Raw genomic sequence first — 26,258 nt, 5'->3', positions numbered from 1 at the left:
CGAGCATTCCCGCACGGTAGCGCTGGCCGAACAGAAGGGACCGAAGCATGAACGCGATCGCCTCGATCGACCTCGCCCGGTGGCGGGCGGGCGGATCGGCCGCCGCCGAAGTCGAACGCGATGTGGACCGGGGGTTGCGTCGCGCCGGATTCCTGCTCGTCTATGGGCACGGCATACCGGCGGAATTGCCCGCGCAGGTGCGCGCGGCGGCCCGCCGCTTCTTCGCGCTACCGGACGAGGTCAAGCAGCGCTATGCGGTCACCGTCGGCGGCCGTGGCTGGATCGGCCCTGGTAAGGAGGCCAACGGTTATGCCGAGGGCACCGAAACGCCACCCGATCTCAAGCAGACCTACGCCGTCGGCGCCGACACCCGCACCGGCGATCCCGAGGTCGACGAGGTCTGGTTCCTGCCCAATGTCTGGCCCGAGGAGGTGATCGAACTGCGCGAGCTGATGACCGCCTACACCGCCGCCATGCGCGCCCTCTCCGATGAACTGCTCGCCCTGTTCGCGGCCGCACTCGAGTTGCCCGCCAACCCTTTCCAGGGTCTGGCCGCACGTCCCACCTGGACCTGCAATATCAACCACTACCCGCCGCTCAGCGCGGTCGGCGCGCCCGAACCCGGTCAGTACCGCATCGGCCCGCATACCGATTTCGGCACCGTCACCGTGCTCGATCGCGAGCCCGGCGCGGGCGGATTGCAGATCTACACCGAAGCCGGAGGCTGGGCCGACGCACCCTACGATCCGGCCGCGCTGACCGTGAATATCGGTGACCTGCTCGCCTATTGGAGCGGCGAACGCTGGCCGTCCGGCAGGCATCGGGTGCTGCCACCGCAACCGGAGGCGCCCGAGGAGGATCTGGTCTCGCTGATCTACTTCTACGAACTCGATCACGATGCCGTGGTCACCCCGCTCGAGCCGCCGATCGGCCGGGTGAGCGGACTGCAACCGGTGGTGTCGGCGGCCTTCCTGCGTACCAGGCTGGATGCCATCACCATCGGCTGATCCAGTACTCCGGCAAGGGATTTCAGCGGAAGTACGGGTAGTCCTGCACCCAATTGAACCCACGGCCGCGCAGCGGGAAGCTGTTCAGATCGACCTGCTGCAGGGAAATGGTCACCGGGTGACCGTTCAACTGCCCGTTCAGCGTCAGGCGGTCGGGTGCGGGCTGTTCGAAGGTGAACATGGCGATCGAACTCGGCTGCGCGTCCGGCCGCTGCGGCGGCGCGGATACCGCGATCGTATGTGCGGCGGTGTCGACAGTGGGTACGACCGGCACAAGTGTGCCGTCCATTTTTTGATAGGTCATTCCCAGCACATCGAAAACGACTCGCTGCCAACGTGTTTCATCGGTGGTCAGCGGCGGAACCGGCACCCCGTCCTGGGTGAACTCCGATACCGTCCAGATCCCGTACAGCGGCGGCTTCGGGCTGCCACCGCCGCCCTCGTTCCAGTACTTCAGCCCCGTGTGCACGAAACCCAATGCCATCCACACCCCGAGCGCGACCTGCAGTGCGATCGCTATCCATCGAGTTCGGTTGCCGCGGAATGGATCCGGTTGCGTGGCCGGTTCGGACGGCCGGTTCAGCACCAGCACATTCGCCAGCCGCCGCGCCTGCGGCGCCAGCAGGACCATGCTCAGCAGCATGAGGTGGAAGGCCAGGATCTTGACCGGGACGTCGAAGGTCATATTGAGCACGAAGACCTGGGCCAAGCTCACCAGGCTCAACATCGCGCCGAGCGTCGCGGTGCGCGGCACGAAAAGCAAGAGCCCGCCGAGCACTTCGGCGCAGCCGAGCAAGATCTCGTAGGTCGGTGCACTTCCGACCTGATGCCACAGCACCGAGGCGGGGCTGAACTCACCATATGGTTGCAGCAGTTTGGCGAGCGAGGGCTCGGGCATCTGCGTCGGAATCGCCTTGGCGAACCCGTACAGCAGCATCTGTCCGCCCAGGCAGATCCGGATGAAGAGCAGGAACCAGGCCTGCAGCCGCTGATAGTTCGGCCGGTGCCGGTCCAGCACCGTCCAGATGAGCGTCACCACCGCCGCGACGATCAGCAGGCAGAAGACGAACGACCAGAAGAACCACTGATCGCCGCTGCCGGAATCCTCCCGCAGCACTACCTCGGCATCGAAGAACCCTCGCCCGGCCCATTCGATGACCGGGCTCATCACGCGAAATTCCCAGAGCGCCGCGTTGTCGGGCAGAGAATCGACGAGTAGTCCGGCGAAGGCGAAGGGAATCTGGGAAAACAGCAGGCAGAACAGGCCGAAATAGACGAAGCAGAATCGAAACGCAATCCGGGCCAACGGATTCCACCGAGCCGACCCTCCGAGCGGTATCACGCTGTCCGGCCGATCCAGAACCTCCGTACCGACCGCACTCACACCGATCCCCTCACTCTCACCCGACGACGCCACGTCTGCCGACGGTATCCGGGCGCTCACCCCATTCGCTTCCAGGAAAACCCCGATTTCCACCCCGACCCATCGGGGTATGCGCGTCCGCCGGAAGTATGACCGCCCGACCGCCAACCGCTCGGCGCGCTGGAATGTCAATACCGAATATCACCCAGTGAGGGTCGTAGGTTTTCTTCTAATTTTTGCGGTAAGCGCCAACTAGAACGCGTTACAGTCGCCGCAGGCACATGCGTCAGGAGGACAGAGAATGGCCGAAGATCCGGACCCCACCGCCCGGCGGCAGCTGACCGTCAGCGCGCGGGACCTCGACACCCTCGCCGAGGACCTGTCCCAGTGGCTGGGCGGCAGGGTCGGAGCGGATCGCCCGCCCAAGATCTCGGCGCTGTCGCGGCCGCAGGGCGCCGGGATGTCGAGTCCGACGGTGCTGTTCGACGCCGAATGGAGTGTGGGCGGGCGGACCGAGCACGGCTCGTTCGTGGCCAGGATGACCCCGGATGCCGATTCGTTCCCGGTCTTCGAAACCTACGACCTGGAACTGCAATACCAGATCATGGCAGGGGTCGCGGCGGCCTCGGAGGTGCCGGTGCCCGAACTGTGCTGGCTGGAGACCGACGAGAAGGCGCTCGGCACAAAGTTCTTCGTAATGCGCCGGATCGAGGGCCGGGTGCCCTCGGACAATCCGCCGTATGTGTTCATCGGCTGGCTGTTCGACGCGAGTCCGCAGGAGCGGGCCGAACTGACCGCGAAGACCGTCGAGGTCATCGCGAAGGTGCACGAAATCCCGGACCCGGCAACGCGATTCCCGATGCTGGACGGTCCCGGGCAGGCACTGCGCCGCCATGTCGAATGGCATCGGAACTGGTATCGCTGGGCATTGGCCGATGACGGCTACCCGATCCCGCTGATCGAGCGGACCTTCGACTGGCTCGACGCGCACTGGCCCGCCGATCCCGGCCCCGACGTACTGAGCTGGGGCGACTCCCGACCCGGCAATGTGCTGTACGACGGATTCACCCCGGTCGGCGTACTCGACTGGGAAATGGCCGGACTCGGCCCGCGTGAGCTGGATATCGCCTGGCTCATCTTCATTCACCGCTTCTTCCAGGACATCGCCACCCGCTTCGACCAGCCGGGGCTGCCGGACTTCCTGCGGCGCGCGGACATTGTCGCGAAATACGAAGAGATCACCGGATATACGGTTCGCGATCTCGACTTCTACATCGTCTACGCGGCGCTGCGGCACGCGATCGTCATGGCCAGGGTCAAGCGCCGGATGATCCACTTCGGCGAGGACACCGACACTCCCGATCGCGACGACTACGTAATGCACCGGGCAAGCCTGGAGGCGCTGCTCGACGGAACCTACGAATGGGATTAGAGGAAATCATGGCTGTACCCGAGGGTCGCTCCGCAGGCTCCGCGCCTTCGCCCCTTGATGAATACCCCATCCACCAGACCCATCTGTCGCTGGCCCGAGTCGCCAGCAGCGACCGAAACTTCTACGACCGAAGCTATTTCAACGGTCACGACCGCGATGGCGGCACCTTCTTCGTCACCGGCGGCGGTGTCTATCCGAACCTCGGGGTGATCGACGCGTACGCCTGCGTGCGGCGTGGTGATATCCAGCGCACGGTCCGCTTCTCCGACGCGCTCGGTGATCGCGGCATCAACCTGCGCGTCGGCGGCTACCGCATCGAGGTACAGGAACCGCTGCAGCGGATCCGGGTGGTCTGCGAGCACGACGATCTCGGCTTCGACCTCACCTGGCACGGATCGTTTCCCACCGTCGAGGAACAACCGCATCTCATCCTCAACGGCAATCGTCCGATCATCCAGGCGACCCGTTTCGCGCAGGTCGGCTCGTGGGAAGGGACACTGCACGTCGACGGCACGGACCTCACCATCGACCCGGCCGTCTGGATGGGCACCAGGGACCGCTCCTGGGGCATCCGCCCGGTCGGCGAACCCGAGCCGCCCGGCCGCGCCGCCGCCGAACCCTCGGGCGGGTTCTGGTGGATGTATGTGCCGATTCGCTTCGACGATTTCGCCATCGTGGTGATTCTGCAGGAGGAGCCCGACGGCAAGCGCACCCTCAACGACGCCGTCCGGGTCTTCCCGGACGGCCGCACCGAACAGTTGGGATGGCCGCGCTACCACATCGAATACCGTTCCGGCACAAGACATCCCGTAGGCGCTCGATTGGAGCTCAGCACCCAGGACGGTAAGCCGCTCGAGGTCGAGATCCGCACCGTCACCAATGTCGCCCTGCACGTCGGCTGCGGCTACGGCGGCGACCCGGACTGGCTGCACGGCCGCTGGATGGGCCGCGACTGGTCCTCGAACAGCACCTACGACCTCACCGACCCGGCCATCGCAAGCCGCATCCCCTTCGGCGTGATCGACCACGTCGCGCATGCCCGCTGCGGGGAGTCCGAGGGGTGGGGTTTGTTCGAGCACGCAAGTCTCGGGCGGCACGATCCGACCGGCTTCGCCGACTGGGGTTCCGTGGCGCCGTAGGTTTTCCGGGCGGGCACGTCCGAGCGGGTGGGCGCGCCTGAGCAGGCAAGGCACGTCTGGCCGGGCACGTCTGGCCAGGCGGCCCGTTCATCCAGAGGTTGAACTTGCGTTACGCCGAAGACGATTCGGCGACGAGCGCGGCGGCGATCACGATTCCATCGACCGTCCGCTTGGGAATGACAAGCGGCCCACCGGCGGCGAGCAGCGCGGCGGCCTCCGCGACGCTTGCCGTACCGAGCGCGTCGCCGGTGCGGGCCGAGGGATTGGGAACATCAACCTCGGCAAGTTCGGCCGCTGTATAGGCACGGACCGAAGCACCCAACCGACTCGCGACATCGAGCAGGCCACGCTCCCCAGCGCGCCGGTCGATGGTCGCAAGACAGGCAATGGGCTTGTCACCCATCACTTCTCGCAGCGCAGCCAGCAGGCGTGCGCTCGATGTCCCGGGCCGGAACCCGATCCCGACAGCCAAATCACGTGATCGCGCTTGCCTATTGGGCGATGCGACCACATTCGCCGATGCGTCGGCTCGCACCTCAGGGGTGTCGAACGGCGGCACGAGTTTGGGCGTAGTGGGCGGCTGCAGCGACGAAACGGCTTGTGGCTTTGGGATTTCCGGCGGGGTGGGTATGTAGGTAGGAGGCGTGCACGCGGTGGATGAGGGCGCCCTCGCGGATGCGGTCGCCTGCGGTGTGCCAGCCCCACGCGGGGGCGTCGGTGCCGGAAGTCACCAGTCGGGTGCGGTGGAATTCGTGGCCGCGTACGCGCTCGCCCGCTCGCCACAGTGCGGAATCGGTGAGTGCCACGGCATCTCGGTAGCCGAGGGTAAGGCGGGGGCCGAATTCCGCCGTCGCGTCGACCACACCCGCCATCGGGTGTCCGTCGAGCGAGCGAGTCAGATACAGCAGCCCGGCGCATTCGGCATGCACCGGAAGCCCGGCCCGCGCCCCCGCACCCACCTGCGCCAACAGCTGAGTATTCGCCGCCAATTCCGCCGCATGCTCCTCCGGAAATCCACCCGGCAACACCAATCCCGATGTACCAGAGGGAAGTTCATCACGCATCGGATCGAAAACCACAACCCGAGCCCCCGCCGCCGCCAACAACTCCCGATGCTCGGCATACCCAAACGTGAACGCAGGCCCACCGGCCATCGCAATCACCGGCCCGAGCCCCACCCCTGCAGCCCCACCGCCGCCCCCCGGCGCCATCACACCGCCCACCGCGATCCCACGACTCATGCCCATCACAGCCGCATCACTCACGCCCCCGGCGCCTACAGCAGCGACTCCCACCGCTCCGGTAGCTGCGGCCCGACCCGATCCCGTGGCAACCGCATCACTCCGACCAGTGATCGATTGCGACGCACCTGTTTCCGGCCGCGACGCACTCCTCCCGGCGAATGCATCCCGGTCGGACAGCGACTCCGCGGCGGCGTGGATCGCGGTGACTGGATCCCATGCGGGGCCGGTGACGGTCGTGTGGGCTAAGCGGGCTATGGCGGGGAGATCGACGTGGGTGGCGACGAGATCTGTCATTGCTTCGACGGCGGCGGTGGCGGCGGAGCCGTGCTCTACGGCAGGGATGAGGCCCAGGTGGCGGGAGGGGACCTCTAGTTCGGTCATGCGGGGCAGGCAACCGAGGACGGGGAGGCCTACTCGGTCGCAGGCAGCGCGCAGGACCTCCTCGTGGCGTTCACTGCCGACGCGATTCAGGATGACGCCGCCCAAGCGGATCCCGGAGTCGAAGGTGGCGAAGCCGTGCAGTAGGGCGGCAAGGCTCTGGCTGTGGCCGCGGGCATCGACGACCAATATCACTGGGGCGCCGAGCAATCCCGCAACCTGGGCGGTGGATCCCTCGGCGATCGGTCCGGATTGGTTCTCGTCGATGCGTCCGTCGAACAGCCCCATCACACCTTCGACCACCGCCAGATCACAGCCATCCGCACCGTGCCGGTAAAGCGGCACAACGCGTTCCGCGCCAACCAACACCGGATCGAGATTGCGCCCCGGCCGCCCCGCAGCCAACCCGTGATAGCCCGGATCGATGTAATCCGGCCCAACCTTGAACGGCGCCACCCGATGCCCCGCCCTCCGCAGCGCCCCGATCAACCCCGTAGCCAGCGTCGTCTTCCCACTCCCCGAAGCCGGAGCCGCAACAACCACCGCCGGAACTCGCCTCCCCGACAAGCCCCCGCTGGTCAATTGATCACCATGCACTGGTGCAGGCAAACGTCGAGTACCCACCTGCACCAGCGCATTCTCGCGGGGTTCACCATTCGATGCCTCGTTGGCCTTTGCGGCCTGCGTCCATGGGGTGTTTGAGTTTGGTCATTTCGGTTACTAGGTCGGCGGCGTCGAGTAGGGGTTGGGGGGCGTCGCGGCCGGTGATGACTATGTGTTGGGTGCCGGGGCGGGTTTTTAGGGTGTCTACTACCTCGTTGATGTCGATCCAGCCCCATTTGAGGGGGTAGGTGAATTCGTCGAGGACGTAGAAGCGGTGTTGTTCGGCGGTTAGTCTGCGGGCGATTTCGCGCCAGCCTGCTAGGGCTGCGGCGGCGTGGTCTTCATCGGTGCCCTGTTTGCGGGTCCAGGACCAGCCTTCGCCCATTTTGTGCCATTCGACCGGTGCGCCGGTGCCGGTCTCCTCGTGTAGGCGGCCGAGAGTGCGGAATGCGGCCTCCTCCCCGACCTTCCACTTGGCGCTCTTCACGAACTGGAATACCGCTATATCGAAGCCCTGATTCCACGCCCGCAATGCCATCCCGAAGGCGGCCGTCGACTTCCCCTTACCCGGCCCGGTATGTACCGCGAGCACCGGCTGATTGCGCCGCTGCCGCGTGGTCAGCCCATCATCCGGAACCGTCTCCGGCACACCCTTAGGCATTGAAACTCCTTGGGAATCGATTGATCAGAGCGCCTTCGCGATTCGCGGCCATATCGTCGGCCGTACGACAACTGAAGCGACGCTCAGCCGTCACAGCTGACAGCGCGGGTTTCAGTGTCGCCGCCGAGCGAATCGTGCGTCGAAGCCCGGAACGACCACTGATCGCTCGGGTTCGACCAACGACGGTCGCGTCACCGCGATCAAGCGGTGCCGACTTGTACAGAGTTGCCGAACATCGTTGGCCCGCTGCGGATTCGACGCAGGACACTGACATCGACACGATCAGGCGACTCGGGTCGTTCCGACAGCCGCCCGGGCGCGGACGAAATCCGCGACCGAATCGCCGGTCAGCCCACCGAGTTGGGGATATCCGGCCAGTAGAGCGCGAGCCAGGTCGGCGGCCAGGCGGTAACACCCCGATCATGCGGCTCGCGTCGCACTGACACCCGGACGACCCCATCCGATGCGAACGCCACCCGCTACCGAACCGCGGGTCAGCTCGCCGAGTTGGGGATATCTGGCCAGTAGAGCGCGAGCCAGGTCGGCGGCCAGGCGGCAGCACCCCGATCATGCGGCTCGGGTCGCACTGACACCCGGACGACCCGATCCGATGCGAACGCCATCCGCTACCGAACCGCGGGTCAGCTCGCCGAGCGAGACATATCCGGCACGCATTACGTGGGCCACGTCGGCAGCCAGGCGCAGCACCCCGATCATGCGGCCCGCGTCGCACTGACACCCGAACGACCCGATCCGGCACGGACGACATTCGCGACCGAATCGCCGGTCAGTTCGGCGAGTTGGAGGTATCCGGCGCGGAGGGTGCGGGCCAGATCGGCGGCGAGGCCGAGGCGGATCATGCCGCGTTCGCAGTCGACGACGATCGAGGTGATCGCCTCGTTGGCGAGCAGATTCGCGGCGGCGCGGGCGCGTAGGACCGGGTCGGTGCCGCCGGTCGCGCGGCCGTCGGTGAGGAGCACCAGCATCGGGCGGCGGCGGGGATCGCGGACGCGCTCGCGGTGTATGACTTCGCGCGCCTTCAAAAGTCCTGCGGCGAGGGGGGTTTTGCCGCCGGTGCGCATGCCGGACAGGCGGCGCACGGCAATGTCCACCGAGGACGTCGGCGGCAGGACGAGTTCGGCTTCCTGACCGCGCACGGTGATCACCGCGACCTTGTCGCGTCGCTGATAAGCGTCGCGCAGCAGCGCGACCACAGCGCCGGTGACCGCCGAAAGCCGATCCCTGGCCGCCATGGATCCGGAGGCGTCGACCACGAAGACGACCAGATTGCCTTCGCGCCCTTCGCGATACGCGCCGCGCAGATCATCGGCGGCCAACTTCAACGGCCCATCGGCGCGACCACGGGAACGCTGATGCGGCGCGGCAGCGAAGACGGTGCCGAGCAGATGTAGGCCAGCGGAGGTGTCGGCGCTGGAGCGAACGGTGCGGCCCTGTCTGGTCTGCGCACGCGAACGGCGACCCGCCGCGCCCTCACCGACGCCTGGCACCTCCCAACGTGGCGGTGTCACAACGGATGTCGTGGGTGTGCCGGTGTGCCCCGCGCGCACGGACGGCGATTGCCCGCCACCGGGCCCGCCGCTCGGCGAATCCGGACCATCGTCATCGGGACCACGTCCGTCCGCATCATTGTCGGGGCCTGCACCATCCGGGCCACCGTTGCCATCCGCGTCCAGATGGTCGATCAGGCCGGTGTCATCGCCATCGCTCGGACCGCCATCAGATGCCGCATCGTCCTGATGGTCACTCAGACCCGCGTTGTCGGCAGCGCTCGGGCTGCCATCGGATGCCGCATCGTTCTGATGGCTGTCCGCGCCGTCGTCCCCCGAACTCGACTGCTCCAATTCGTCACGCCCACCGGACTTTTCGGCCCGCGCGGCCTCTTCCCCTGCCTCGCGCATCGCCTCATCCAGCTGCTCTTCGCTGATCCCCGGCTCATCGAAGGGATCCCGACGCCGCCGATGCGGCAGTGCCAGCTCAGCGGCGACGCGCACATCCTCCTCGGCCACCGCATCCGCCCCACGCCAAGCCGCATGCGCGGTAGCGGTTCTGGCCACCACCAGATCCGCCCGCATCCCATCGACATCGAAAGATGCACACAGCGCGGCAATCCGCCGCAGCTCGACATTGTCGAGTGCGACAGCGGCGACCCGATCGCGGGCAGTGAGAATCCGCTCGGCCACTTCCCGATCGGCGGCGGCATAGCGCCCGGCGAATCCGGCCGGATCCGCCTCGTAGTCGAGGCGACGTCGCACCACCGCCATCCGGATGTCCACATTCCGCGAGGCCGCAACGTCGACGGTGAGCCCGAATCGGTCCAGCAGCTGCGGCCGCAGCTCACCCTCCTCCGGATTCATGGTGCCGACCAGCACGAATCGGGCGGGGTGCGAATGCGAGACCCCATCGCGCTCGATATGCACTCGCCCCATGGCCGCGGCGTCGAGCAGGACGTCGACCAGGTGGTCGTGCAGCAGATTCACCTCGTCGACGTAGAGCACGCCGTGATGTGCGGCCGCCAGCAGCCCGGGCCGGAACGCCTGCTCACCATCGCGCAGCACCCGCTGCAGATCCAGCGATCCGACCACCCGGTCCTCGGTGGCGCCCACGGGTAGTTCGACCAGCCGAGCGGGCCGCGCACCGGTCTCATCGACAACGGGCGGCAGCAACTGCGCAAGTGCCCGCACCACAGTCGATTTCGCGGTCCCCTTCTCTCCGCGCACCAGCACGCCGCCGATCCCGGGGTGCACCGCGCACAGGATCAGCGCCAGCTGCAACCGTTCCTGCCCGACCACCGCCGAGAAAGGGAATCCCGCAGCACCGTCGGTATCCGGACGCGAACCGGTCAGCGAGGGGGCATGCGGCGCGGTTTCCATATGGGACAGGGACACATCCCAACTGTATTCGCGCCGGAACCACTACCCGGCAGCACCCTCCACCGGCCCGCACCGCGCGGCCGCGCGATTGTCGATCGGCACCCCTGCGGCAAGACCGCAAACGACGTTTACAGCTCAATGCCCAGGCGATGGCCTCACATCGTGTGCGACGTAGCAACTTGAACATGCGCCCGGTCGAGCATGTGTACAAGCGCCCGGCCGAACACGCACAGCCAGCACAAAGTGCCATGCTCGACAAGCCAGCAGCCCCACTCAAAAGCCCGCCTCCGCGTTCCCTCGAAAGCCCGCCTCCCGCATTCCCCCGGCGACCACGTCAGAGGTCCTGCCTCCCGCGCTCCCTAGCAACCAAGCTCGCAAGCCTGCCTCAGCACGCTCCCCAGCGACCAACGTCGCAAGCCCACCTCCACCGCTCCCCGGCGACCACCTCACACGACCGGATCAGCGCCCTCCCCAGACCAACTCGCACACCGGCCTCCGCACTCCCGAGCGACCACCTCCCAGGCCGCCTCCGCACGATCCCTCACGGCGCGCGTTTATGCCCTCCAGCGACCAGCCCACAAGTCCGCCACGCACCCCCAGCGACCGGCTTGCATGCCCCCGCCTCCCCCACCAACCCATCCACATGCCCGCGTCTGCACGCGCCCCCGGCGACCACCTCGCACAAGCTGACACCATTGCGCGAGGCGCTCACGATCTACCCGACAGCCAGCATCAGCCCCTGCGCATGGGCAGATGCATAATGCCGTCTTCCTCGAACTCCTCGCCATCGGGCTTGAACCCGAACTTGGCGTACATATCGACCAGGTACGTCTGCGCACTCAGCCGCACCGTCGCCGACCCCGCCTCGGCGAGCGCCGCCTGCACCAGCCGCGTGGTGTAGCCATGCCCGCGCGCCGGAACCGCGGTGCACACCCGCCCGATGCGGAACGATTTCACGCCGTTCTCGTGCTCCTCGCGCAAGCGCAGCGTCGAAATGACCTCACCCTCGTCATCGAGCCAGAAATGGCGCGTCTCCGGCAGCAGGTCGAGACCGTCCAGCTCCGGATACGCGCATTTCTGTTCGACGACAAAGACTTCGACGCGAAGCTTCAACAGCTGGTACAGGGTGGCGGTGTCGAGATCGAGCGCCCAGGACCGTTTGAGTGCAACCGTTGACATCATCGCGTCTTGCTATCACAACTAGGCGATCGGCGCGACCCCTACAGCTTGCGCGTGTTGTCCGACACGCCGTTCAGGTTCAGGGTTTTGGTCGACCAATCCCAGACTTCCTGGAACAGCGCCTGGTTTTCCGAGAGCTTCACGCCCAGCGAGGGCACCATTTCCTTCAGCTTCGGCGTCCAGTCGGCGTACTCACGCGGGAAGCAGCGCTGCAGCACGTCGATCATGGCGCTCACACAGGTCGACGCGCCGGGCGAGGCGCCGAGCAGACCCGCGATGGTGCCGTCCTCGGCGGCGATAACCGCGGTGCCGAACTCGAGCACACCGCCTGCACCCTTGCGCCGGATCACCTGTACGCGCTGCCCCGCGGTGATCAGCTCCCAGTCGTGTCCGTCCGCGCGCGGCATGAACTCCGTCAGGGTGGCCACCTTGCCCGCCTCGGACTTGAGCAGCTCGCTGATCAGGTACTTGGTCAGGCCGAGTTCGGTGACGCCGACGCCGAGCAGCGAGAAGATATTGTTCGGCTTGACCGACTTGAACAGGTCGGTGTTCTTGCCGTCCTTGAGGAACTTCGGCGTCCACCCGGCGTACGGCCCGAACAGCAGTCCGGGCTTGCCCTTGATAATGCGAGTGTCCAAGTGCGGCACCGACATCGGCGGCGCGCCGACCGCGGCCTTGCCGTAGACCTTGGCCTCGTGCTTGGAGATCAGCTCCGGATTGGTGCAGCGGATGAACTGGCCGCTGATCGGGAAGCCACCAAAACCCTTGGCCTCTTTGATACCCGACTTCTGCAGCAGCGGCAGCGCACCACCACCGGCGCCGACGAAAACGAATTTGCTGATGAGCGTGCGGGTTCGGCGGGTGCGCAGGTTGCGCACCCTGACCAGCCAGGAGCCGTCGGCCTGCTTACTGAGGTCGCGGACCTCGTGGCCGAAGGCCAGATCCACCCCGCTTCGGCCCAGGTAGGCCAGCAGTTCGCTGGTGAGCGAACCGAAGTCGATATCGGTGCCCTCATTGGTCCAGTTGAGCGCGATCGGATCGGAGAAGTCACGGCCTTTGGCCATCAGCGGTAGTCGCTTCGCGAATTCGTCCGGGCTGTCGATGTATTCCATGGTGGCGAACAGCGGGTGCCGGGACAGCGCCTCGTAGCGCTTGCGCAGGTAGTCCACATTGTCCGCGCCGTGCACGAAGCTGACGTGTGGGATGGGGTTGATGAACGCGCCGGGATCGCCGAGGACGCCGTTCTCCACGCCGTAGGACCAGAACTGGCGCGAGACCTGGAAGCGCTCGTTGATGTCGATGGCCTTGCTGATATCGACCGACCCGTCCGGATTCTGCGGACTGTAGTTGAGTTCACATAGTGCGGAGTGTCCGGTGCCCGCGTTGTTCCACGGATCGCTGCTCTCGGCGGCGGCGGCGTCGAGCCGCTCGAACAGGGAGATCGACCATTCCGGCTGCAACTGCCGAAGCAGTGCGCCGAGGGTGGCACTCATGATCCCGGCACCGATGAGTACTACATCGGTCTTTTCAGTCATGGCAGCGTTCGGCACGGGTAGATCGACTTCCTTGTCCTTCTGCGCACGCCCACCCCCACGGTGGGCCTGCTGGGCACGGGCGCTATGTGGTTGTTCGCGAGTCCTGCGTGACTCGGCGGAAGTAGGTTACCCGCCGTTCACCTACGCCCAATTGTGCACCTCAGCTGTTCGAAGCCCGACAGCGAACTTGCCGAATGTGACATAGATTCCTTCCCCGGTTCGATCTTCGATCCGGCGCAGACGTCGCCTAGATTGGTCCTTGTGACGAACGAAGCCCCGCTCAGCGTGTCCGATATCACGGCTCCGGCCGCCGAGCGGTGGACGCCGGACGTCCTCGGTGTGGGCTATGAGCAGCGAACCCTGCCGCTCGGTCCGGACCCCGACGGTGAAGGCGAGGCGGTCGCCACCCTCGTGCGGTACATCCCCGATACCGCCGCCACCGCCACCGAACCCGCGGTGCTGTACCTGCACGGGTTCACCGACTACTTCTTCCAGCAGCATCTGGCCGAACACTTCGCCGAGCGCGGGCATCGCTTCTACGCGCTCGATCTGCGCAAGTGCGGTCGCTCGCTGCGCGACGGCCAGACACCGCACTACGTGACCGATCTGGCGCTCTACGACGCCGAACTGAACGAATCGCTGCGGATCGTTCAGCAGGAGGCGGGCGAGCACGTGCTGGTGGTCGCGCATTCGACCGGCGGACTGATCACCTCGCTCTGGCTGGACCGGCTCGACAAGGCGACGGGCACGGCCGCGTCGGGCATCGTCGGCCTGGTCCTCAACAGCCCCTGGTTCGACCTGCAGGGCCCGTCGTACTACCGGACCATCGGCACCCCGGTGATCAAGGCGCTGGGCCGGTTCCGCTCGATGTTCGAACTACCCGGCGGCAAGATCAGCTCCTACGGCGACAGCCTGCACCGCAGTGTGGCGGGCGAATGGGATTACAACCTGGATTGGAAGCCCCTGGCGGGGTTCCCGGTCCGACTCGGCTGGCTGCGGGCCATCCGCAATGGGCATGCCAAGCTGCAGGCGGGTCTATCGGTCGGCGTGCCCGCGCTGATTCTGCGTTCGCGCATTACGAAATTCGCGCGCCAGTACGGTCCGGCCGTCGACGTGGCGGATGCAGTGCTCGACGTGAGGCAGATTCAACGCTGGTCCGGCTGCCTCGGTGACCGGACCAATATCGTCCCCATCGACGGTGCGCGCCACGATGTGTTCCTGTCTTCGGCCGAACCGCTGGCCAAGGCCTTTGCCGAACTCGACAGCTGGCTGGACTGGTTGGCGGTCTTCCGCAAGAAGACCGCCGATTCACCAGAGGCTGGTGCGTAGCACGATCTCGGTGGCCAATTCGTGGTCGGCCTCGGTCGCCACATTGTCGACGTCGATCTCCACGACCCGGAATTCGCCGTAGACGTAGCGCCCGGACGAGTCCGCGACCGAGCGGGCCAGATTCTTGGTGACCAGCACCGTGGCGGCCACCTCCACCGGCCGACAGTTCGGGTCCAGCACTGCGCCGTCGGCGGCAGGTACCGCAGGATGGCCGCGATCGGCCACCACAAGGCTGATGAACCGGCCGAAACCACCCGCGCAGACCTGCCAGGCCAGCGTCGCGCCCGCACCCCGTCCGGCGACGTTCACCCACGGAACGCCCAGCTCGTCGAGGATGGCGTACACGCCCGCCGGATCCAGGTCCGCCACCGATTCCACCGCTATCGTGCGCAGGTCCGAGGTGTGCAAACGCGCACATACCTGGTCGTAGACGTCGACCGGATCACCGGCGTCGGGCAACAGCAGCACGCTGTGCCGAGACTCCGGGCCGTCGACCCGCACGGTCCATGCCCGGTCACCGACCGTGATCCGCCGAGATTTCATGCCGGAGTACGGTACACGCCTCAATTGAACGGAACCGCGTGTCACTTGCCCGCGCGTTAGTGACATAAACATTCCGGTTGTCCGCCACGGTGCGAAATCACCGTAGTGTGCTGCCGATTCCCAGGCCGGACACAATGGTGGGCAGCTCGGCCGGTACACCATCGGTGAGCACGCGCTCGATCGCGGCGATATCGAGATGATCTTCGATCAGGTCGGCGAGGAGGTCGAGCTGGGCCGAGCGGATCGCCGCTACCGAAGTGTCGTCGGCGACGATGAAATCGTGACACCGCGCCTGTGCGGCAACCTCGCGCAGCCAGCTGCGGCGGAACTCGTCCGATTCCAGCAGGCCGTGCAGATGCGTGCCCCAGATCGCGCCGCGGGCACTGCCCTCGGGTTCGAATCCGTTCAGCTCCAGCCAGGCCGGATCACCGGTGCGCCCGACCCGACCATGATGGATTTCGTAGCCGTGCACGGGAATTCCGTTGCCGATGCCGCGCCCGGTGCTGCGCCGCAGCATCTTCGGGTCGGCGAATTCGATCTCGAGATCGAGCAGACCCAATCCCGCGACCGTCCCCGCATCGGATTCGACGCGATCCACGATGCGAGCGCCGAGCATCTGATAGCCGCCACAGATGCCGAGGACCGGCCGCCCCGCGGCAGCCCTGGCACGCAGCCCATCGGCGATTCCGGTGCGCCGCAACCATTCCAGATCCGAGACCGTCGCCTTACTGCCCGGCAGCACCACCAGATCGGCATCGGCCAGCCGCGACGGGTCGCTGACCCAGCGCACCGCGACACCCGGCTCACAGGCCAGGGCCTCGATATCGGTGGAGTTGGAGATGCGCGGCAGGCGGATGGCGGCCACGGTGAGCCATTCGGCGCCGAGCGGCGGGCGGGGACGGCCGACCGGTGCGTCGGCGACGGTGCCGAGCGAATCCTCCGCGTCGATCCACAGCTCGTCCGCGTACGGAATGACGCCCAGCGTGGGGCGGCCGGTCAATTCGGTGAGCCGGTCGAGTCCGGGGCGCAGCAGTTCGACATCGCCGCGGAACTTGTTGACGATGAAGCCGCGGATCAGTTGCTGATCTTCGGGTTCCAACACCGCCACCGTGCCGAACAGGTGCGCGAGCACGCCGCCGCGGTCGATATCGCCGACCACGAGCACCGGCAGTCGCGCCGCCCGCGCCAGACCCATATTCGCCAGATCGGTGGCGCGCAGATTGATCTCAGCGGGCGAACCGGCACCCTCGCAGATCACCACATCGAATTCGGCGCGCAGCGAATTCAGTTCGGCGGCAACGACTTCGCGCAGATCCCGACGATGCTGGAAGTAGTCGCTGGCACCGACGGTGCCGATGGCCTTGCCGCGCACCACCAGCTGTGAGCGGCGGTCGCTACCGGGTTTGAGCAGCACCGGATTGAACCGCACGCTCGGCTCCAGCCCACATGCCGCCGCCTGCAGCGCCTGCGCGCGGCCGATCTCGCCACCGTCGAGCGTGACCACCGAGTTGTTGGACATGTTCTGCGCCTTGAACGGCGCAACGCGTATCCCGCGCCGGGCCAGCATCCGGCAAAGTCCGGCCACCACAACGCTTTTCCCGGCGTCGGAGGTCGTTCCGGCGACCAGCAGCGCGCCCTTCAGCTCGCCGGTCACGGCAGCTCGGTGCACGTGCTCACCGCATCCCCGTCAGGCGCGGCCACACGCACAACGGCAAGCTCGGAATTTCGGCACCCGACTCCTCGACGGCACAGCAGCGCACGCCTCGAACCGCGCGGCGCACCTGTCACGGCAACGTCAGAATTTCGGCGCCCGTCTCCGTCACGACCAGCGTGTGTTCGAACTGCGCGGTCCACTTGCGGTCCTTGGTGACCACGGTCCAGCCGTCGTCCCAGATCTCGTAATCGATGCCGCCGAGGTTGATCATCGGCTCGATGGTGAAGGTCATACCGGGCTCGATGACCGATTCCACGGCGGGCTGGTCGTAGTGCAGGATGACCAGGCCGCTGTGGAAGGTGGGGCCGACGCCGTGGCCGGTGAAATCGCGCACCACGCCGTAGCCGAATCGGTTGGCGTAGGACTCGATCACCCGCCCGATCACATTGAGCGCACGGCCCGGCCGAACCGCCTTGATGGCACGCATGGTCGCCTCGTGCGTGCGCTCGACCAGCAGCCGCACCTCCTCGTCGACATCACCGGCCAGGAAGGTCTTATTGGTGTCGCCGTGTACGCCATCGATATAGGCGGTGACATCGATATTGACGATGTCACCGTCCTGGATCACCGTCGAGTCCGGAATGCCGTGGCAGATCACCTCGTTCAGCGAGGTGCAGCACGACTTCGGAAAACCCTTGTACCCCAATGTCGATGGGTACGCGCCGTGATCGCACATGTACTCGTGCGCGATCCGGTCCAGCTCATCGGTGGTGACGCCGGGCGCCACCGCCCGGCCCGCCTCCTCGAGCGCCTGTGCCGCAATCTTGCCCGCGAGCCGCATCTTTTCGATGGTCTCGGCAGTCTGCACCCAGGGCTCGCGCCCCTCGTTCACGGTCTTCTTCCACGCATACTCCGGACGCTCGATCGAGCGTGGAACTTCACGGGTGGGCGAAAGCGTGCCGGGAACAAGTGGCTGACGGGTACGCACAGACATGGAACAAGACTATCCGCACCGGCCATCGCGCACCGTCCGTCCCCGCGCCCGACCTGGCCATGAGCATATGGCCATCCGATGGAATAGTTTCGGACCATGGTCCGTTTAGGCTAGTGGTTGACGTAGAAACTACACAGGAACAGGACTCGAGCTGTGGAACTGGGACTCACGACCTTCGCGGAGCTGTACCCGGTCGGCGACCGACCGGCGCCCACCGCGGCCGAACGGCTGCGCGAGGTGGTGGACGAGGCAGTCGCCACCGAACGCGCCGGACTCGACGTCTACGGCGTCGGCGAACATCACCGCAAGGACTTCGCGGCATCCGCGCCCGCGGTCGTGCTCGCGGCGATCGCGGCGCGCACCGAGCGCATTCAGCTGACCAGTGCGGTGAGCGTGCTGAGCTCGGACGATCCGGTACGGGTGTACCAGGATTTCGCCACGCTGGACGGCCTCTCGAACGGCCGCGCCGAACTGATGGCCGGGCGTGGTTCGTTCACCGAGAGCTTTCCGCTGTTCGGGTATGACCTGAGCGACTACGACGAGCTCTTCGAGGAGAAGCTGGCACTGCTGCTGCACATTCGCGCGGATGAGCCGGTGACCTGGAACGGCAAATTCCGTGCTCCCCTGCGCGATGCGGTGATCTACCCGCGCACGGACAACCGGCCGCTGCCGGTCTGGATCGCGGTGGGCGGTAGCCCGGAATCCGTGGTCCGCGCCGGACTGCTCGGCCTACCGCTGGCGATCGCGATCATCGGCGGCCAACCTGCACGCTTCAAGCCGCTGGTGGATCTCTACCACCGTGCGCTCGAGGAGGGCGGACACGAGCAGCAGCCGGTGGCGGTGCACGCGCACGGCTATATCGCCGATACCGATGAGCAGGCGGTCGCTGATTTCTATGAGCCGTACGCCGTGGCCATGAGCACCATTGGGCGCGAACGCGGTTGGGGTCCGATGACCCGCCCGCAGTTCGATGGCATGCGCTCGCAAAGCGGTTCGCTGTTCGTCGGCACGCCCGACTACGTGGCCGAGAAGATCGCCGACATCCGCGACACCCTGGGCCTGGACCGTTTCATGCTGCACACCAGCGTCGGCACGCTGCCGCACGAAAAGGTGCTGCACAATATCGATCTACTCGGCACAAAGGTCGCACCGCAGATCGGCTGACACCCCATTCACGAGGTGGGCAAGCGGATCGCCGGATCATGCTGCTGGAGCAGGGATTGCGGTGCCGGAAGTGCGGTGACGCGCTCCAGATCCGGTCGACGACCGGGAGAGCTGACCAGCGCGCTCGGGCAGGTTCGCGCCCTACTTGCTGAGTTGGGCCTCGAAGGCGATGCGGTCGCCGCGGTAGAGGGAGCGCACGCGTTCGACCGGCTCGCCATGCCGGTCGACGCTGCGCCGATGCAGCAGCAGCAGCGGCAGCGATGTGGTGCATTCGAGTAGGGCCGCCTCGCGCGGAGAGGCGAGCACTGTCTCGATTCGCTCGGTGGCGTTGCCGAGCTCTACGCCGGAGGCGCGCACCGCCGCGTACAGCGAGGTGGTCGCGTCGTAGGTGCCGCGCAGATGGCCGAAACGAGCGAGCGACATGAAGGTGCTCTCCAATCCGATGCGCTCGCCGTCCGCGAGCAGCACCCGCTCCAGGTGCATGACCGGAGTGCCGATGGTGAGCCCGAGGTCGCGGGCGGTGTCGGCGTCGGCGGGCACATCGTCCCAGCCGACGAGCAGACGCCCCGGCACCCGGCCATAACTGATGGCGCCCTCGGTATAGGAGCGCAGCTGCAACGGCTGCACCATCTTCGGCCGCGACACCACGGTGCCCCGGCCCTGGCGGCGGATCCGCCCCTCGACCAGCAGATCTCGCAGGGCCTGCCGGACGGTTTCGCGGGCGACCTCGAACCGAACGGCCAGATCCCGCTCCGAGGGGACCGGATCGCCCTCCTCCAGATCGGTCAGCAGCTGTTCGAGTTCGGTGCGCACCAGGTAGGACTTCGGCAGCCGCGGCGCTAAATCGATGCGCCCACTGCGCATTTCATCGCCATCGGTTCCCATCGCACCTGATGTCTCCATGCCGACAGCCTACCCGGTATTGGTCTATACCAATTGTTAACCTGCCGTTCGCGCACGAAACACTCCTTGGTCTAGACCATTGACCACTATGTACCCATGCGATTGGTCATCATCGGCGGCGGCATCCTCGGCACCGCACACGCCATGGCCGCCATCGGCCGTGGTCACGAGGTCGTGCAGCTGGAGCGCGAGCCCGAGGCGCGCGGCGCAACGGTGCGCAACTTCGGTCTGGTGTGGGTGTCCGGACGATCGGCCACCGAACTCGATTTCACCCTGCGCTCCCGACAGCTATGGGAGGAGATCGGCGGCAAGGTTCCCGGTGTCGGTTTCCGACCCACCGGATCGGTCACGCTGGTCAAGACGCCGACCGAACTGGCGGTCGCCGAGGCCGCCGCGGCGAGCCCGCATGCCCGGGCGCGCGGCTTCGAACTGCTCGAACCCGAACAGGTGCGCGCGATCAATCCGGCGCTACGCGGTAAATTCCTTGCCGGACTGCACTGTTGGACCGATGCCGCCGTCGAATCGCGCCAGGCACTGCCCGCACTGCGCGCCCATATGACCGCATCGGAGCGCTACACCTTCCATGCCGGCACCGAGGCTCGCACGGTTACCGATACCGGTTCCGGTGCAACGGTTCTCGACGACCATGGCCGCATCTTCGAGGCCGATCTGGTGCTGGTCTGCCCCGGTGCCGCGCACACCGGCCTGACCCGCGAACTCGTCGGCACCATCCCGGTCCGCCGGGTCCGGCTGCAGATGATGCAGACGGCACCGCTGGGCGAAGCGCTCACCACCGCGATCGCCGACGGCGACAGCTTCCGCTACTACCCGGGCTTCGCCGGGCCGGAGTTGGACGTGCTGAACGCCGAGCAGTCCCAGACCGCCATCGCCGCCGAGCACAAGATGCAACTGCTGTGCGTACAGCGCCTGCACGGCGGCCTGACCATCGGCGACACCCACGAATACGAGGAGCCGTTCGCCTTCGACGTGGACGAGGCCCCGTACGAACACCTCACCGCCGTCACCGAGGAACTGCTCGGACGCAAACTGCCGCAGGTGATTCGGCGCTGGGCGGGCGTCTACAGCCAGAGCATCGATCCGGCCACCATCGTGACCCGCGCCGAGGCCGATGCGCACATCTGGGTCGTCACCGGGCCGGGCGGCCGCGGGATGACCCTCGGCCCCGCGATCGGCGAGGAAACCGCCGATCTGCTCAACCTCTGAGGAGCGCTGTGTCGGATAAGAACATTGCCCTGGCCGTCCTCGATATGGCGGGCACCACGGTCGCCGACGGCGGACTGGTCCTTCGCGCCTTCGATATCGCCGCCACCAGCGCCGGTATCGAAACCGAAGGGCCGCAGCGCGATAGCGCCCGCCAATATGTGCTCGACACCATGGGCCAGTCGAAAATCGCGGTCTTCCGTGCCCTGCTCGGCGACGAGGAGCGCGCGCAGGCCGCCAACCTCGCCTTCGAGGCCGCCTATGACGCATTGATCGACGAGGTCGAGATCAGCCCGATTCCCGGTGCGGCCGAGGCGATTACCGCGCTGCGGGCCGCGGGCGTCAAGGTCGCGCTCAGCACCGGCTTCAGCCGCACCACCCAGGATCGACTGCTGAATGCGCTGGGCTGGAACGAGATCGCCGATCTGACGCTGGCGCCATCGGATGCCGGACGCGGACGTCCCTATCCGGACATGGTCCTGACCGCGCTGCTGCGCCTCGACATCGATGCCGTGCATCAGATCGCGGTACTCGGCGATACGACCAGCGATATCGCCAGCGGTCTGGCCGCCGGTGCCCGCATCGTCGCCGGCACGCTGACCGGTGCGCATGACGCGGCACAGTTGCGTGCCGCCGGAGCCACCCATGTGGTGGCCTCGGTCACCGAATTCGCGGAGCTGATCCTCGCCAGCAGAACCTGACAGCCTCCCGGCGAAAGCCGGGCCCAGAACCGCGATCCCGGCGTCGGCCGAGATGACGGAAACCCCCGCCCCTTCGATTCCACACCCCACACGAACCGAAAGTTGCAGTCATCGTGCGTACTTCGAACACGCAGGGCCGTCTGGCACGCACCATTTCCCGGGCCGCGCTGGCCGTCGCCGCCGTCACCACCGTCGCGCTCACCGCGGCCTGTGGCGGCACGGGCACCGACAGCGGCGACGGCAAGACCATCACCGTCTACTCCGCCGACGGCGTCGGCAGTTGGTACACAACCCAATTCGCCGAATTCAAAAAGAAGACCGGCATCTCGGTCAACCTGGTCGAGGCCGGTTCGGGTGAGGTCGTCAACCGGGTGGACAAGGAGCAGTCCAACCCGCAGGCCGATGTGCTCGTCACGCTGCCGCCGTTCATCCAGAAGGCGAAGAGCTCGGGGCTGTTGCAGGACAGCGGAATCGACACCAGCTTCGTCGCGGCGACCGATAAGGATGCCGACGGCAAGTACGTCACGCTGGCGGGCAACTACCTGTCCTTCATTGCCAATCCGTCGGTCGACACCACCAATCTCACCTGGGACGACCTGCTGAAGCCGGAATTCAAGGGCAAGCTGCAGTATTCGACGCCAGGTCAGGCCGGTGACGGCACCGCGGTGCTGATCCTGCTGCAGAACCTGCTCGGCAAGCAGGGTGCACTGGATTATCTCGCCAAGCTGCAGGCCAATAATGTCGGTCCGTCCTCGTCCACCGGCAAGTTGCAGGCCAAGGTCGACAAGGGTGAGCTGGTGGTTGCCAATGGCGATGTCCAGATGAATCTGACCACGGTCAAGGACAAGGGCTCGAAGTTCACTGTCTTCTTCCCCGCGGCCGCCGACGGCAAGCGCTCCACCGTGGCCGTGCCGTATGTGATGGGACTGGCCAAGGGTGCGCCGCATCAGGGCGAGGCGAAGCAGCTCATGGAGTTCCTGCTGTCGGCCGATGCGCAGAAGTCGCTGCCCGACACCTTCGCGGTGCCCGCACGCAAGGAGCTGCGTGATGCCCCCGCAACCGGTACCGGTCCCTCGGCGAGCGCGGTGCTCAAGGGCGTGGAAGTCGTGAATGTCGACTGGACCAAGGTGCTTTCCGAGCTGGACGCCGATGTGTCCGCCTATCAGAAGGCGACGGGACAGTAACCGAATCCGGGAGAGTCAGGAGCCGCAATCATGTTCGACGGTGACGCGCATTCGAAATCGGCCATCGCAACTGCCATGGCCGGAAAGGTCACGGCCGCAACGGAACCCGCGATCGTCTTCGACCGGGTCGGAGTCCGCTACGGCCGCGGCCGTAAGACCACGGTCGCCCTGACCGATTTCAATCTGCGCGTCGCCGCCGGTGAAACGGTGGCGCTCCTCGGACCGAGCGGATCGGGCAAGTCGACCGCACTCAAGGCGCTGGCTGGCTTCGTCCGTCCAACCTCGGGTGCGGTCCGGCTGGCCGGGCGCGATGTCACCGATCTGTCCCCGGCCAAGCGCGGGATCGGCGTGGTCGTCCAGTCATACGCCCTGTTCCCGCATATGCGGGTGCACGACAATGTGGCCTTCGGGCTGAGGGCACATCGGGTGCCGCGCAAGGATATCGACGCGCGCGTGGCCGAGGCGCTGGAGATGGTCGGCATGGCGGCCTACACCAAGCGGCTGCCGCGCGAACTGTCCGGCGGTCAGCAGCAGCGGGTGGCGATCGCCCGTGCGCTGGCGATCCGACCGAAGGTGCTGCTGCTCGACGAACCGCTGGCCGCGCTCGACGCACAGTTGCGGCAGTCGATGCTCGGTGAGCTACAGGAGTTGCGAAAGGCGTTGCCGGATACGGCGATGCTGTATGTCACCCACGATCAGGCCGAGGCGCTGGCCTTGGCGGACCGGATCGCGGTGATGCGCGATGCCCGACTGGTCGATATCGATACCGCCGAGAATTTGTGGCGTCGCCCGCCGAGTGATTTCACGGCGGCGTTCCTCGGTGGTGCGAACCTGTTGTCCTGCACCGTGAATCGAGTATCGGGCAGCTCGGCGCTGGTTACTGCCGGCACCTTTACGCTGCGGGCCGAGGCACCGGACGTCAGGTCGGGCGGTTGGGAGGTGAACGCACCCGGATTGCTGTGTGTGCGTCCACATACGGTGCAGATCGGTGCCACTTCGGAGCGCAATGCGGTACGCGGCACCGTCGTATCGAGTGTGTGGCGCGGGGCTTCGACTCGGTTGCGGCTGGCGGTCGACGGACTGACCGACGAGATCACCGCCGATGTGCCGGGGTATCTCGATACCGAGGTCGGCGCGGTCGTCGGCGTGCGGTTCCCGGACCCGGCGGGTGTGTTGATTCCGCCGACGTTCGGTACCGAAACCATCAGTGCGGCAGAGACATCGGCCGCATCCGAGCCGGGCGCGCCGAAATGAGGGGCGGCGCGAATCCGGCTCGCTGTGGCGGCACCGTGTTCCCTGCTGTCCGGGGAAGTCTCCGTGGTCCCGGCGGCGACCGCAGCCCAACCGCCGAGCGCGCGCTGGTCTCCGTCGGGACGGACGGAATTCCCACTGGCCCGGGGGTCCGACGATGAGCACTTCCGCACTGCTCGAACCCCAGATCCACGATGAAGCTCCGACTGCGGACACCGCGCTGCGGCGGAACTGGCGGCCGGTGCTGTGGACACTGCCGCCGCTGCTGGTGGTCCTCGTCATTGCGGTGTACCCGATCGTGCGGGTGCTCGCCGAATCGACCGAGACCAAGGACGGTCGGGGTACGGCGGTCTGGTCGCAGGTGCTCGGCTCCGAATCGTTCCGCAATGCGTTGTGGCGCACCATTTCCATCGCGGTGTGCGCCACCGCGGGATGTCTCGTGCTCGGCACCTTCCTCGCGATCGTGCTGGCGTTCGTGCCGTTCCCCGGTTCGTCGCTGGTCGGCAGATTGATCGATACGGTGCTCACGCTGCCGTCGTTCTTGATCACACTCGCCTTCACCTTCCTCTATGGCACCGCCGGTGCGGTGAATGCCCTGATCGCCCGGATCACCGGAGGTCGAACGCCGGTGCTCGACTTCCTGAGCACCCCGCTCGGGGTGATCCTCGCCGAGATCACCTTCTTCACCCCGTTCGTGGTGCGCCCGCTGCTGGCCGGATTCGCCCAGCTGCCGCGCGAACAACTGGATGTGGCCGCCAGCCTCGGCGCCTCGCCCTGGCGGGTGCTGCGTCAGGTGGTCCTGCCGGAGGCGTGGCCCGCGCTGGCGGCGGGCGGCAGTCTGGTCCTGCTATTGACGCTCAACGAATTCGGCATCGTACTGTTCACCGGCGCGAAGGGCGTGACAACCCTGCCCGCGCTGATCTACACCCGCGGCATCGTCACCTTCGACCTGCCCGGCGCGGCGGTCCTCGCCACGGTGCAGGTGCTGCTGTCGCTGAGCCTGTACATCGGCTACCGACTGATCTTCGCCCGCTTCGGGCGCGCCGGAAAGGAGAGCTGAGCATGCTGGTCTGGACCCGTCGTGGCCGTGCGACGGTGCTCGTGTTCTTCGCGGTCGTCGTGGTCGTGGTGTTCCTGGCCCCCATTGCGACCGTGATCGCGGCCGCGCTGGCGGGCAGTTGGACCGGCCCACTGCCCTCGAATCTCGGCCTCGCCAACTTCCGAGCGGCACTGTCCGGGCAGGATGCCGCGAGTCTGTCGGTCAGCCTGCAGACCGCACTGCTCTCCGGCGGCTCGGCCCTGTTCCTGGGCACCTGGGCCGCACTCGCCGCCCGCGAGGCACCCGGCTGGTGGCGCAAGATCACCGATGCGGTCTTCCACCTGCCGGTGGCGGTGCCATCGGTGGCCATCGGCCTCGGCGTGCTGATCGCCTTCAACGAGCGACCGCTGCTGCTCGGCGGCACCAAATGGATTGTCATCGTGGCACATTCGGTGCTGGTACTGGCCTACGCCTGCAGCGCCGTCTCGGCTGCCCTGGATCGGCTCGATCCCGGCTATCGCCAGGCCGCGGAATCTCTTGGGGCCGGGCCGGTTCGAGTCTTGCTGCTGGTGACGCTGCCACTGCTGCTGCCTGCACTCGGCGCCGCCGCCGGGTTGGCCATCGCGCTGTCCATGGGCGAACTCGGTGCGACCATCATGGTGTACCCGGCCACCTGGAAAACATTGCCGGTCACCATATTCGGTCTCACCGATCGCGGTGAAGTCTTCGATGCGGCCGCGAGCACCTGTCTGCTGCTCATGGTGACGCTGGTCGCCTTGGTCGCGCTGGGTCGGCTGCGTGGCCGCGCCGCGCTGCGCTGACCCAGGGCGAACACCATACGAT

22 protein-coding genes are annotated in these 26,258 nt (G+C 66.6%); 11 read left to right on the top strand and 11 right to left on the bottom strand.

Going from position 1 to position 26,258, the window contains the following annotated elements; genetic code table 11:
* Positions 1 to 47: 47 nt before the first annotated feature.
* Positions 48 to 1,007, top strand: coding sequence for an isopenicillin N synthase family dioxygenase (locus tag ACWEO2_RS06245; RefSeq protein WP_452404363.1), 960 nt, complete (start codon positions 48 to 50; stop codon positions 1,005 to 1,007).
* 22 nt (positions 1,008 to 1,029) lie between these two features.
* Here ACWEO2_RS06245 and ACWEO2_RS06240 read toward each other — a convergent pair whose 3' ends face one another.
* Entirely contained in the window at positions 1,030 to 2,391 is a 1,362-nt protein-coding gene (locus tag ACWEO2_RS06240) for a DoxX family protein (protein WP_452404362.1), read from the bottom strand.
* A 280-nt stretch (positions 2,392 to 2,671) separates the two neighbouring features.
* On the opposite strand from ACWEO2_RS06240, the gene ACWEO2_RS06235 reads away from it, so the two are divergent.
* Together ACWEO2_RS06235 and ACWEO2_RS06230 are read left to right on the top strand one after the other, a co-directional pair.
* Complete coding sequence (locus ACWEO2_RS06235; protein ID WP_452404361.1) at positions 2,672 to 3,802, top strand: phosphotransferase family protein; 1,131 nt, start codon at positions 2,672 to 2,674, stop codon at positions 3,800 to 3,802.
* Positions 3,803 to 3,810: 8 nt separating this feature from the next.
* Positions 3,811 to 4,941, top strand: a complete 1,131-nt coding sequence (locus ACWEO2_RS06230; protein WP_452404360.1) for a hypothetical protein — start codon at positions 3,811 to 3,813, stop codon at positions 4,939 to 4,941.
* Between the two features lie 109 nt (positions 4,942 to 5,050).
* On the opposite strand, the gene ACWEO2_RS06225 is transcribed toward ACWEO2_RS06230, so the two are convergent.
* From ACWEO2_RS06225 to mqo, 6 genes are all read right to left on the bottom strand, one after another.
* Positions 5,051 to 5,452: a cobalamin biosynthesis protein gene (locus ACWEO2_RS06225; protein WP_452404523.1), complete on the bottom strand. Its 402-nt coding sequence runs from the start codon at positions 5,450 to 5,452 to the stop codon at positions 5,051 to 5,053.
* A 25-nt stretch (positions 5,453 to 5,477) separates the two neighbouring features.
* Positions 5,478 to 7,130 carry a cobyrinate a,c-diamide synthase gene (locus tag ACWEO2_RS06220; RefSeq protein WP_452404522.1) on the bottom strand — a complete coding sequence of 551 codons (1,653 nt, stop codon included), beginning with the start codon at positions 7,128 to 7,130 and terminating at the stop codon, positions 5,478 to 5,480.
* A gap of 82 nt (positions 7,131 to 7,212) precedes the next feature.
* Entirely contained in the window at positions 7,213 to 7,827 is a 615-nt protein-coding gene (gene cobO, locus ACWEO2_RS06215) for a cob(I)yrinic acid a,c-diamide adenosyltransferase (protein WP_355177584.1), read from the bottom strand.
* 713 nt (positions 7,828 to 8,540) lie between these two features.
* Positions 8,541 to 10,718 (bottom strand): VWA domain-containing protein, encoded by a 2,178-nt coding sequence (locus ACWEO2_RS06210; protein ID WP_452404521.1) that lies wholly within the window; start codon positions 10,716 to 10,718, stop codon positions 8,541 to 8,543.
* Positions 10,719 to 11,450: 732 nt separating this feature from the next.
* On the bottom strand, positions 11,451 to 11,900 hold the full coding sequence (locus tag ACWEO2_RS06205) for a GNAT family N-acetyltransferase (RefSeq protein ID WP_452404359.1): 450 nt from the start codon (positions 11,898 to 11,900) through the stop codon (positions 11,451 to 11,453).
* Positions 11,901 to 11,938: 38 nt separating this feature from the next.
* Entirely contained in the window at positions 11,939 to 13,432 is a 1,494-nt protein-coding gene (mqo, locus tag ACWEO2_RS06200; protein WP_452404358.1) for a malate dehydrogenase (quinone), read from the bottom strand.
* Between the two features lie 261 nt (positions 13,433 to 13,693).
* Here mqo and ACWEO2_RS06195 point away from each other — a divergent pair, with 261 nt between their 5' ends.
* Positions 13,694 to 14,761 (top strand): alpha/beta hydrolase, encoded by a 1,068-nt coding sequence (locus ACWEO2_RS06195; protein ID WP_452404357.1) that lies wholly within the window; start codon positions 13,694 to 13,696, stop codon positions 14,759 to 14,761.
* Here the strand turns inward: ACWEO2_RS06195 and ACWEO2_RS06190 are convergent.
* The 3 genes from ACWEO2_RS06190 to map all read right to left on the bottom strand — a co-directional run bounded on the left by ACWEO2_RS06190 (position 14,741) and on the right by map (position 17,952).
* Complete coding sequence (locus tag ACWEO2_RS06190; RefSeq protein WP_452404356.1) at positions 14,741 to 15,304, bottom strand: alpha/beta hydrolase; 564 nt, start codon at positions 15,302 to 15,304, stop codon at positions 14,741 to 14,743. The two genes, ACWEO2_RS06195 and ACWEO2_RS06190, sit on opposite strands and share 21 nt — an antisense overlap.
* Before the next feature lie 97 nt (positions 15,305 to 15,401).
* Positions 15,402 to 16,946: a cobyric acid synthase gene (locus ACWEO2_RS06185; RefSeq protein WP_452404520.1), complete on the bottom strand. Its 1,545-nt coding sequence runs from the start codon at positions 16,944 to 16,946 to the stop codon at positions 15,402 to 15,404.
* A gap of 142 nt (positions 16,947 to 17,088) precedes the next feature.
* A complete protein-coding gene (map, locus tag ACWEO2_RS06180) occupies positions 17,089 to 17,952 on the bottom strand; it encodes a type I methionyl aminopeptidase (protein ID WP_354957805.1) in 864 nt (287 codons plus the stop codon).
* 153 nt (positions 17,953 to 18,105) lie between these two features.
* Between map and ACWEO2_RS06175 the strand changes: the two genes are divergently transcribed.
* Entirely contained in the window at positions 18,106 to 19,116 is a 1,011-nt protein-coding gene (locus tag ACWEO2_RS06175) for an LLM class flavin-dependent oxidoreductase (protein WP_452404355.1), read from the top strand.
* 141 nt (positions 19,117 to 19,257) lie between these two features.
* On the opposite strand, the gene ACWEO2_RS06170 is transcribed toward ACWEO2_RS06175, so the two are convergent.
* On the bottom strand, positions 19,258 to 19,980 hold the full coding sequence (locus tag ACWEO2_RS06170; RefSeq protein ID WP_452404519.1) for a GntR family transcriptional regulator: 723 nt from the start codon (positions 19,978 to 19,980) through the stop codon (positions 19,258 to 19,260).
* 135 nt (positions 19,981 to 20,115) lie between these two features.
* On the opposite strand from ACWEO2_RS06170, the gene ACWEO2_RS06165 reads away from it, so the two are divergent.
* The 6 genes from ACWEO2_RS06165 (at position 20,116) to ACWEO2_RS06140 (ending at position 26,236) form a co-directional block, all read left to right on the top strand.
* Positions 20,116 to 21,243 (top strand): TIGR03364 family FAD-dependent oxidoreductase, encoded by a 1,128-nt coding sequence (locus ACWEO2_RS06165; protein WP_452404354.1) that lies wholly within the window; start codon positions 20,116 to 20,118, stop codon positions 21,241 to 21,243.
* 8 nt (positions 21,244 to 21,251) lie between these two features.
* Positions 21,252 to 21,941: a phosphonatase-like hydrolase gene (locus tag ACWEO2_RS06160; RefSeq protein WP_355177564.1), complete on the top strand. Its 690-nt coding sequence runs from the start codon at positions 21,252 to 21,254 to the stop codon at positions 21,939 to 21,941.
* A 113-nt stretch (positions 21,942 to 22,054) separates the two neighbouring features.
* Positions 22,055 to 23,125 carry a 2-aminoethylphosphonate ABC transporter substrate-binding protein gene (locus ACWEO2_RS06155; RefSeq protein WP_452404353.1) on the top strand — a complete coding sequence of 357 codons (1,071 nt, stop codon included), beginning with the start codon at positions 22,055 to 22,057 and terminating at the stop codon, positions 23,123 to 23,125.
* 30 nt (positions 23,126 to 23,155) lie between these two features.
* On the top strand, positions 23,156 to 24,379 hold the full coding sequence (locus ACWEO2_RS06150; protein WP_452404352.1) for an ABC transporter ATP-binding protein: 1,224 nt from the start codon (positions 23,156 to 23,158) through the stop codon (positions 24,377 to 24,379).
* Positions 24,380 to 24,533: 154 nt separating this feature from the next.
* A complete protein-coding gene (locus ACWEO2_RS06145; protein WP_452404351.1) occupies positions 24,534 to 25,436 on the top strand; it encodes a 2-aminoethylphosphonate ABC transporter permease subunit in 903 nt (300 codons plus the stop codon).
* Between the two features lie 2 nt (positions 25,437 to 25,438).
* Complete coding sequence (locus ACWEO2_RS06140; protein ID WP_452404350.1) at positions 25,439 to 26,236, top strand: ABC transporter permease; 798 nt, start codon at positions 25,439 to 25,441, stop codon at positions 26,234 to 26,236.
* Positions 26,237 to 26,258 lie beyond the last annotated feature (22 nt).

It is taken from the genome of Nocardia sp. NPDC004278 (assembly GCF_053602975.1).
This window is presented reverse-complemented; position numbering and strand designations above follow the sequence as displayed.

Coding starts and splice junctions, on each gene's coding strand:
- ACWEO2_RS06210 (WP_452404521.1), bottom strand. CDS start 10,718: ATGGAAACCGCGCCGCATGCCCCCTCGCTGACCGGTTCGCGTCCGGAT.
- ACWEO2_RS06150 (WP_452404352.1), top strand. CDS start 23,156: ATGTTCGACGGTGACGCGCATTCGAAATCGGCCATCGCAACTGCCATG.
- ACWEO2_RS06145 (WP_452404351.1), top strand. CDS start 24,534: ATGAGCACTTCCGCACTGCTCGAACCCCAGATCCACGATGAAGCTCCG.
- cobO (WP_355177584.1), bottom strand. CDS start 7,827: ATGCCTAAGGGTGTGCCGGAGACGGTTCCGGATGATGGGCTGACCACG.
- map (WP_354957805.1), bottom strand. CDS start 17,952: ATGTCTGTGCGTACCCGTCAGCCACTTGTTCCCGGCACGCTTTCGCCC.
- ACWEO2_RS06245 (WP_452404363.1), top strand. CDS start 48: ATGAACGCGATCGCCTCGATCGACCTCGCCCGGTGGCGGGCGGGCGGA.
- ACWEO2_RS06170 (WP_452404519.1), bottom strand. CDS start 19,980: ATGCGCAGTGGGCGCATCGATTTAGCGCCGCGGCTGCCGAAGTCCTAC.
- ACWEO2_RS06230 (WP_452404360.1), top strand. CDS start 3,811: ATGGCTGTACCCGAGGGTCGCTCCGCAGGCTCCGCGCCTTCGCCCCTT.
- ACWEO2_RS06140 (WP_452404350.1), top strand. CDS start 25,439: ATGCTGGTCTGGACCCGTCGTGGCCGTGCGACGGTGCTCGTGTTCTTC.
- ACWEO2_RS06205 (WP_452404359.1), bottom strand. CDS start 11,900: ATGATGTCAACGGTTGCACTCAAACGGTCCTGGGCGCTCGATCTCGAC.
- ACWEO2_RS06235 (WP_452404361.1), top strand. CDS start 2,672: ATGGCCGAAGATCCGGACCCCACCGCCCGGCGGCAGCTGACCGTCAGC.
- ACWEO2_RS06165 (WP_452404354.1), top strand. CDS start 20,116: ATGCGATTGGTCATCATCGGCGGCGGCATCCTCGGCACCGCACACGCC.
- mqo (WP_452404358.1), bottom strand. CDS start 13,432: ATGACTGAAAAGACCGATGTAGTACTCATCGGTGCCGGGATCATGAGT.
- ACWEO2_RS06190 (WP_452404356.1), bottom strand. CDS start 15,304: ATGAAATCTCGGCGGATCACGGTCGGTGACCGGGCATGGACCGTGCGG.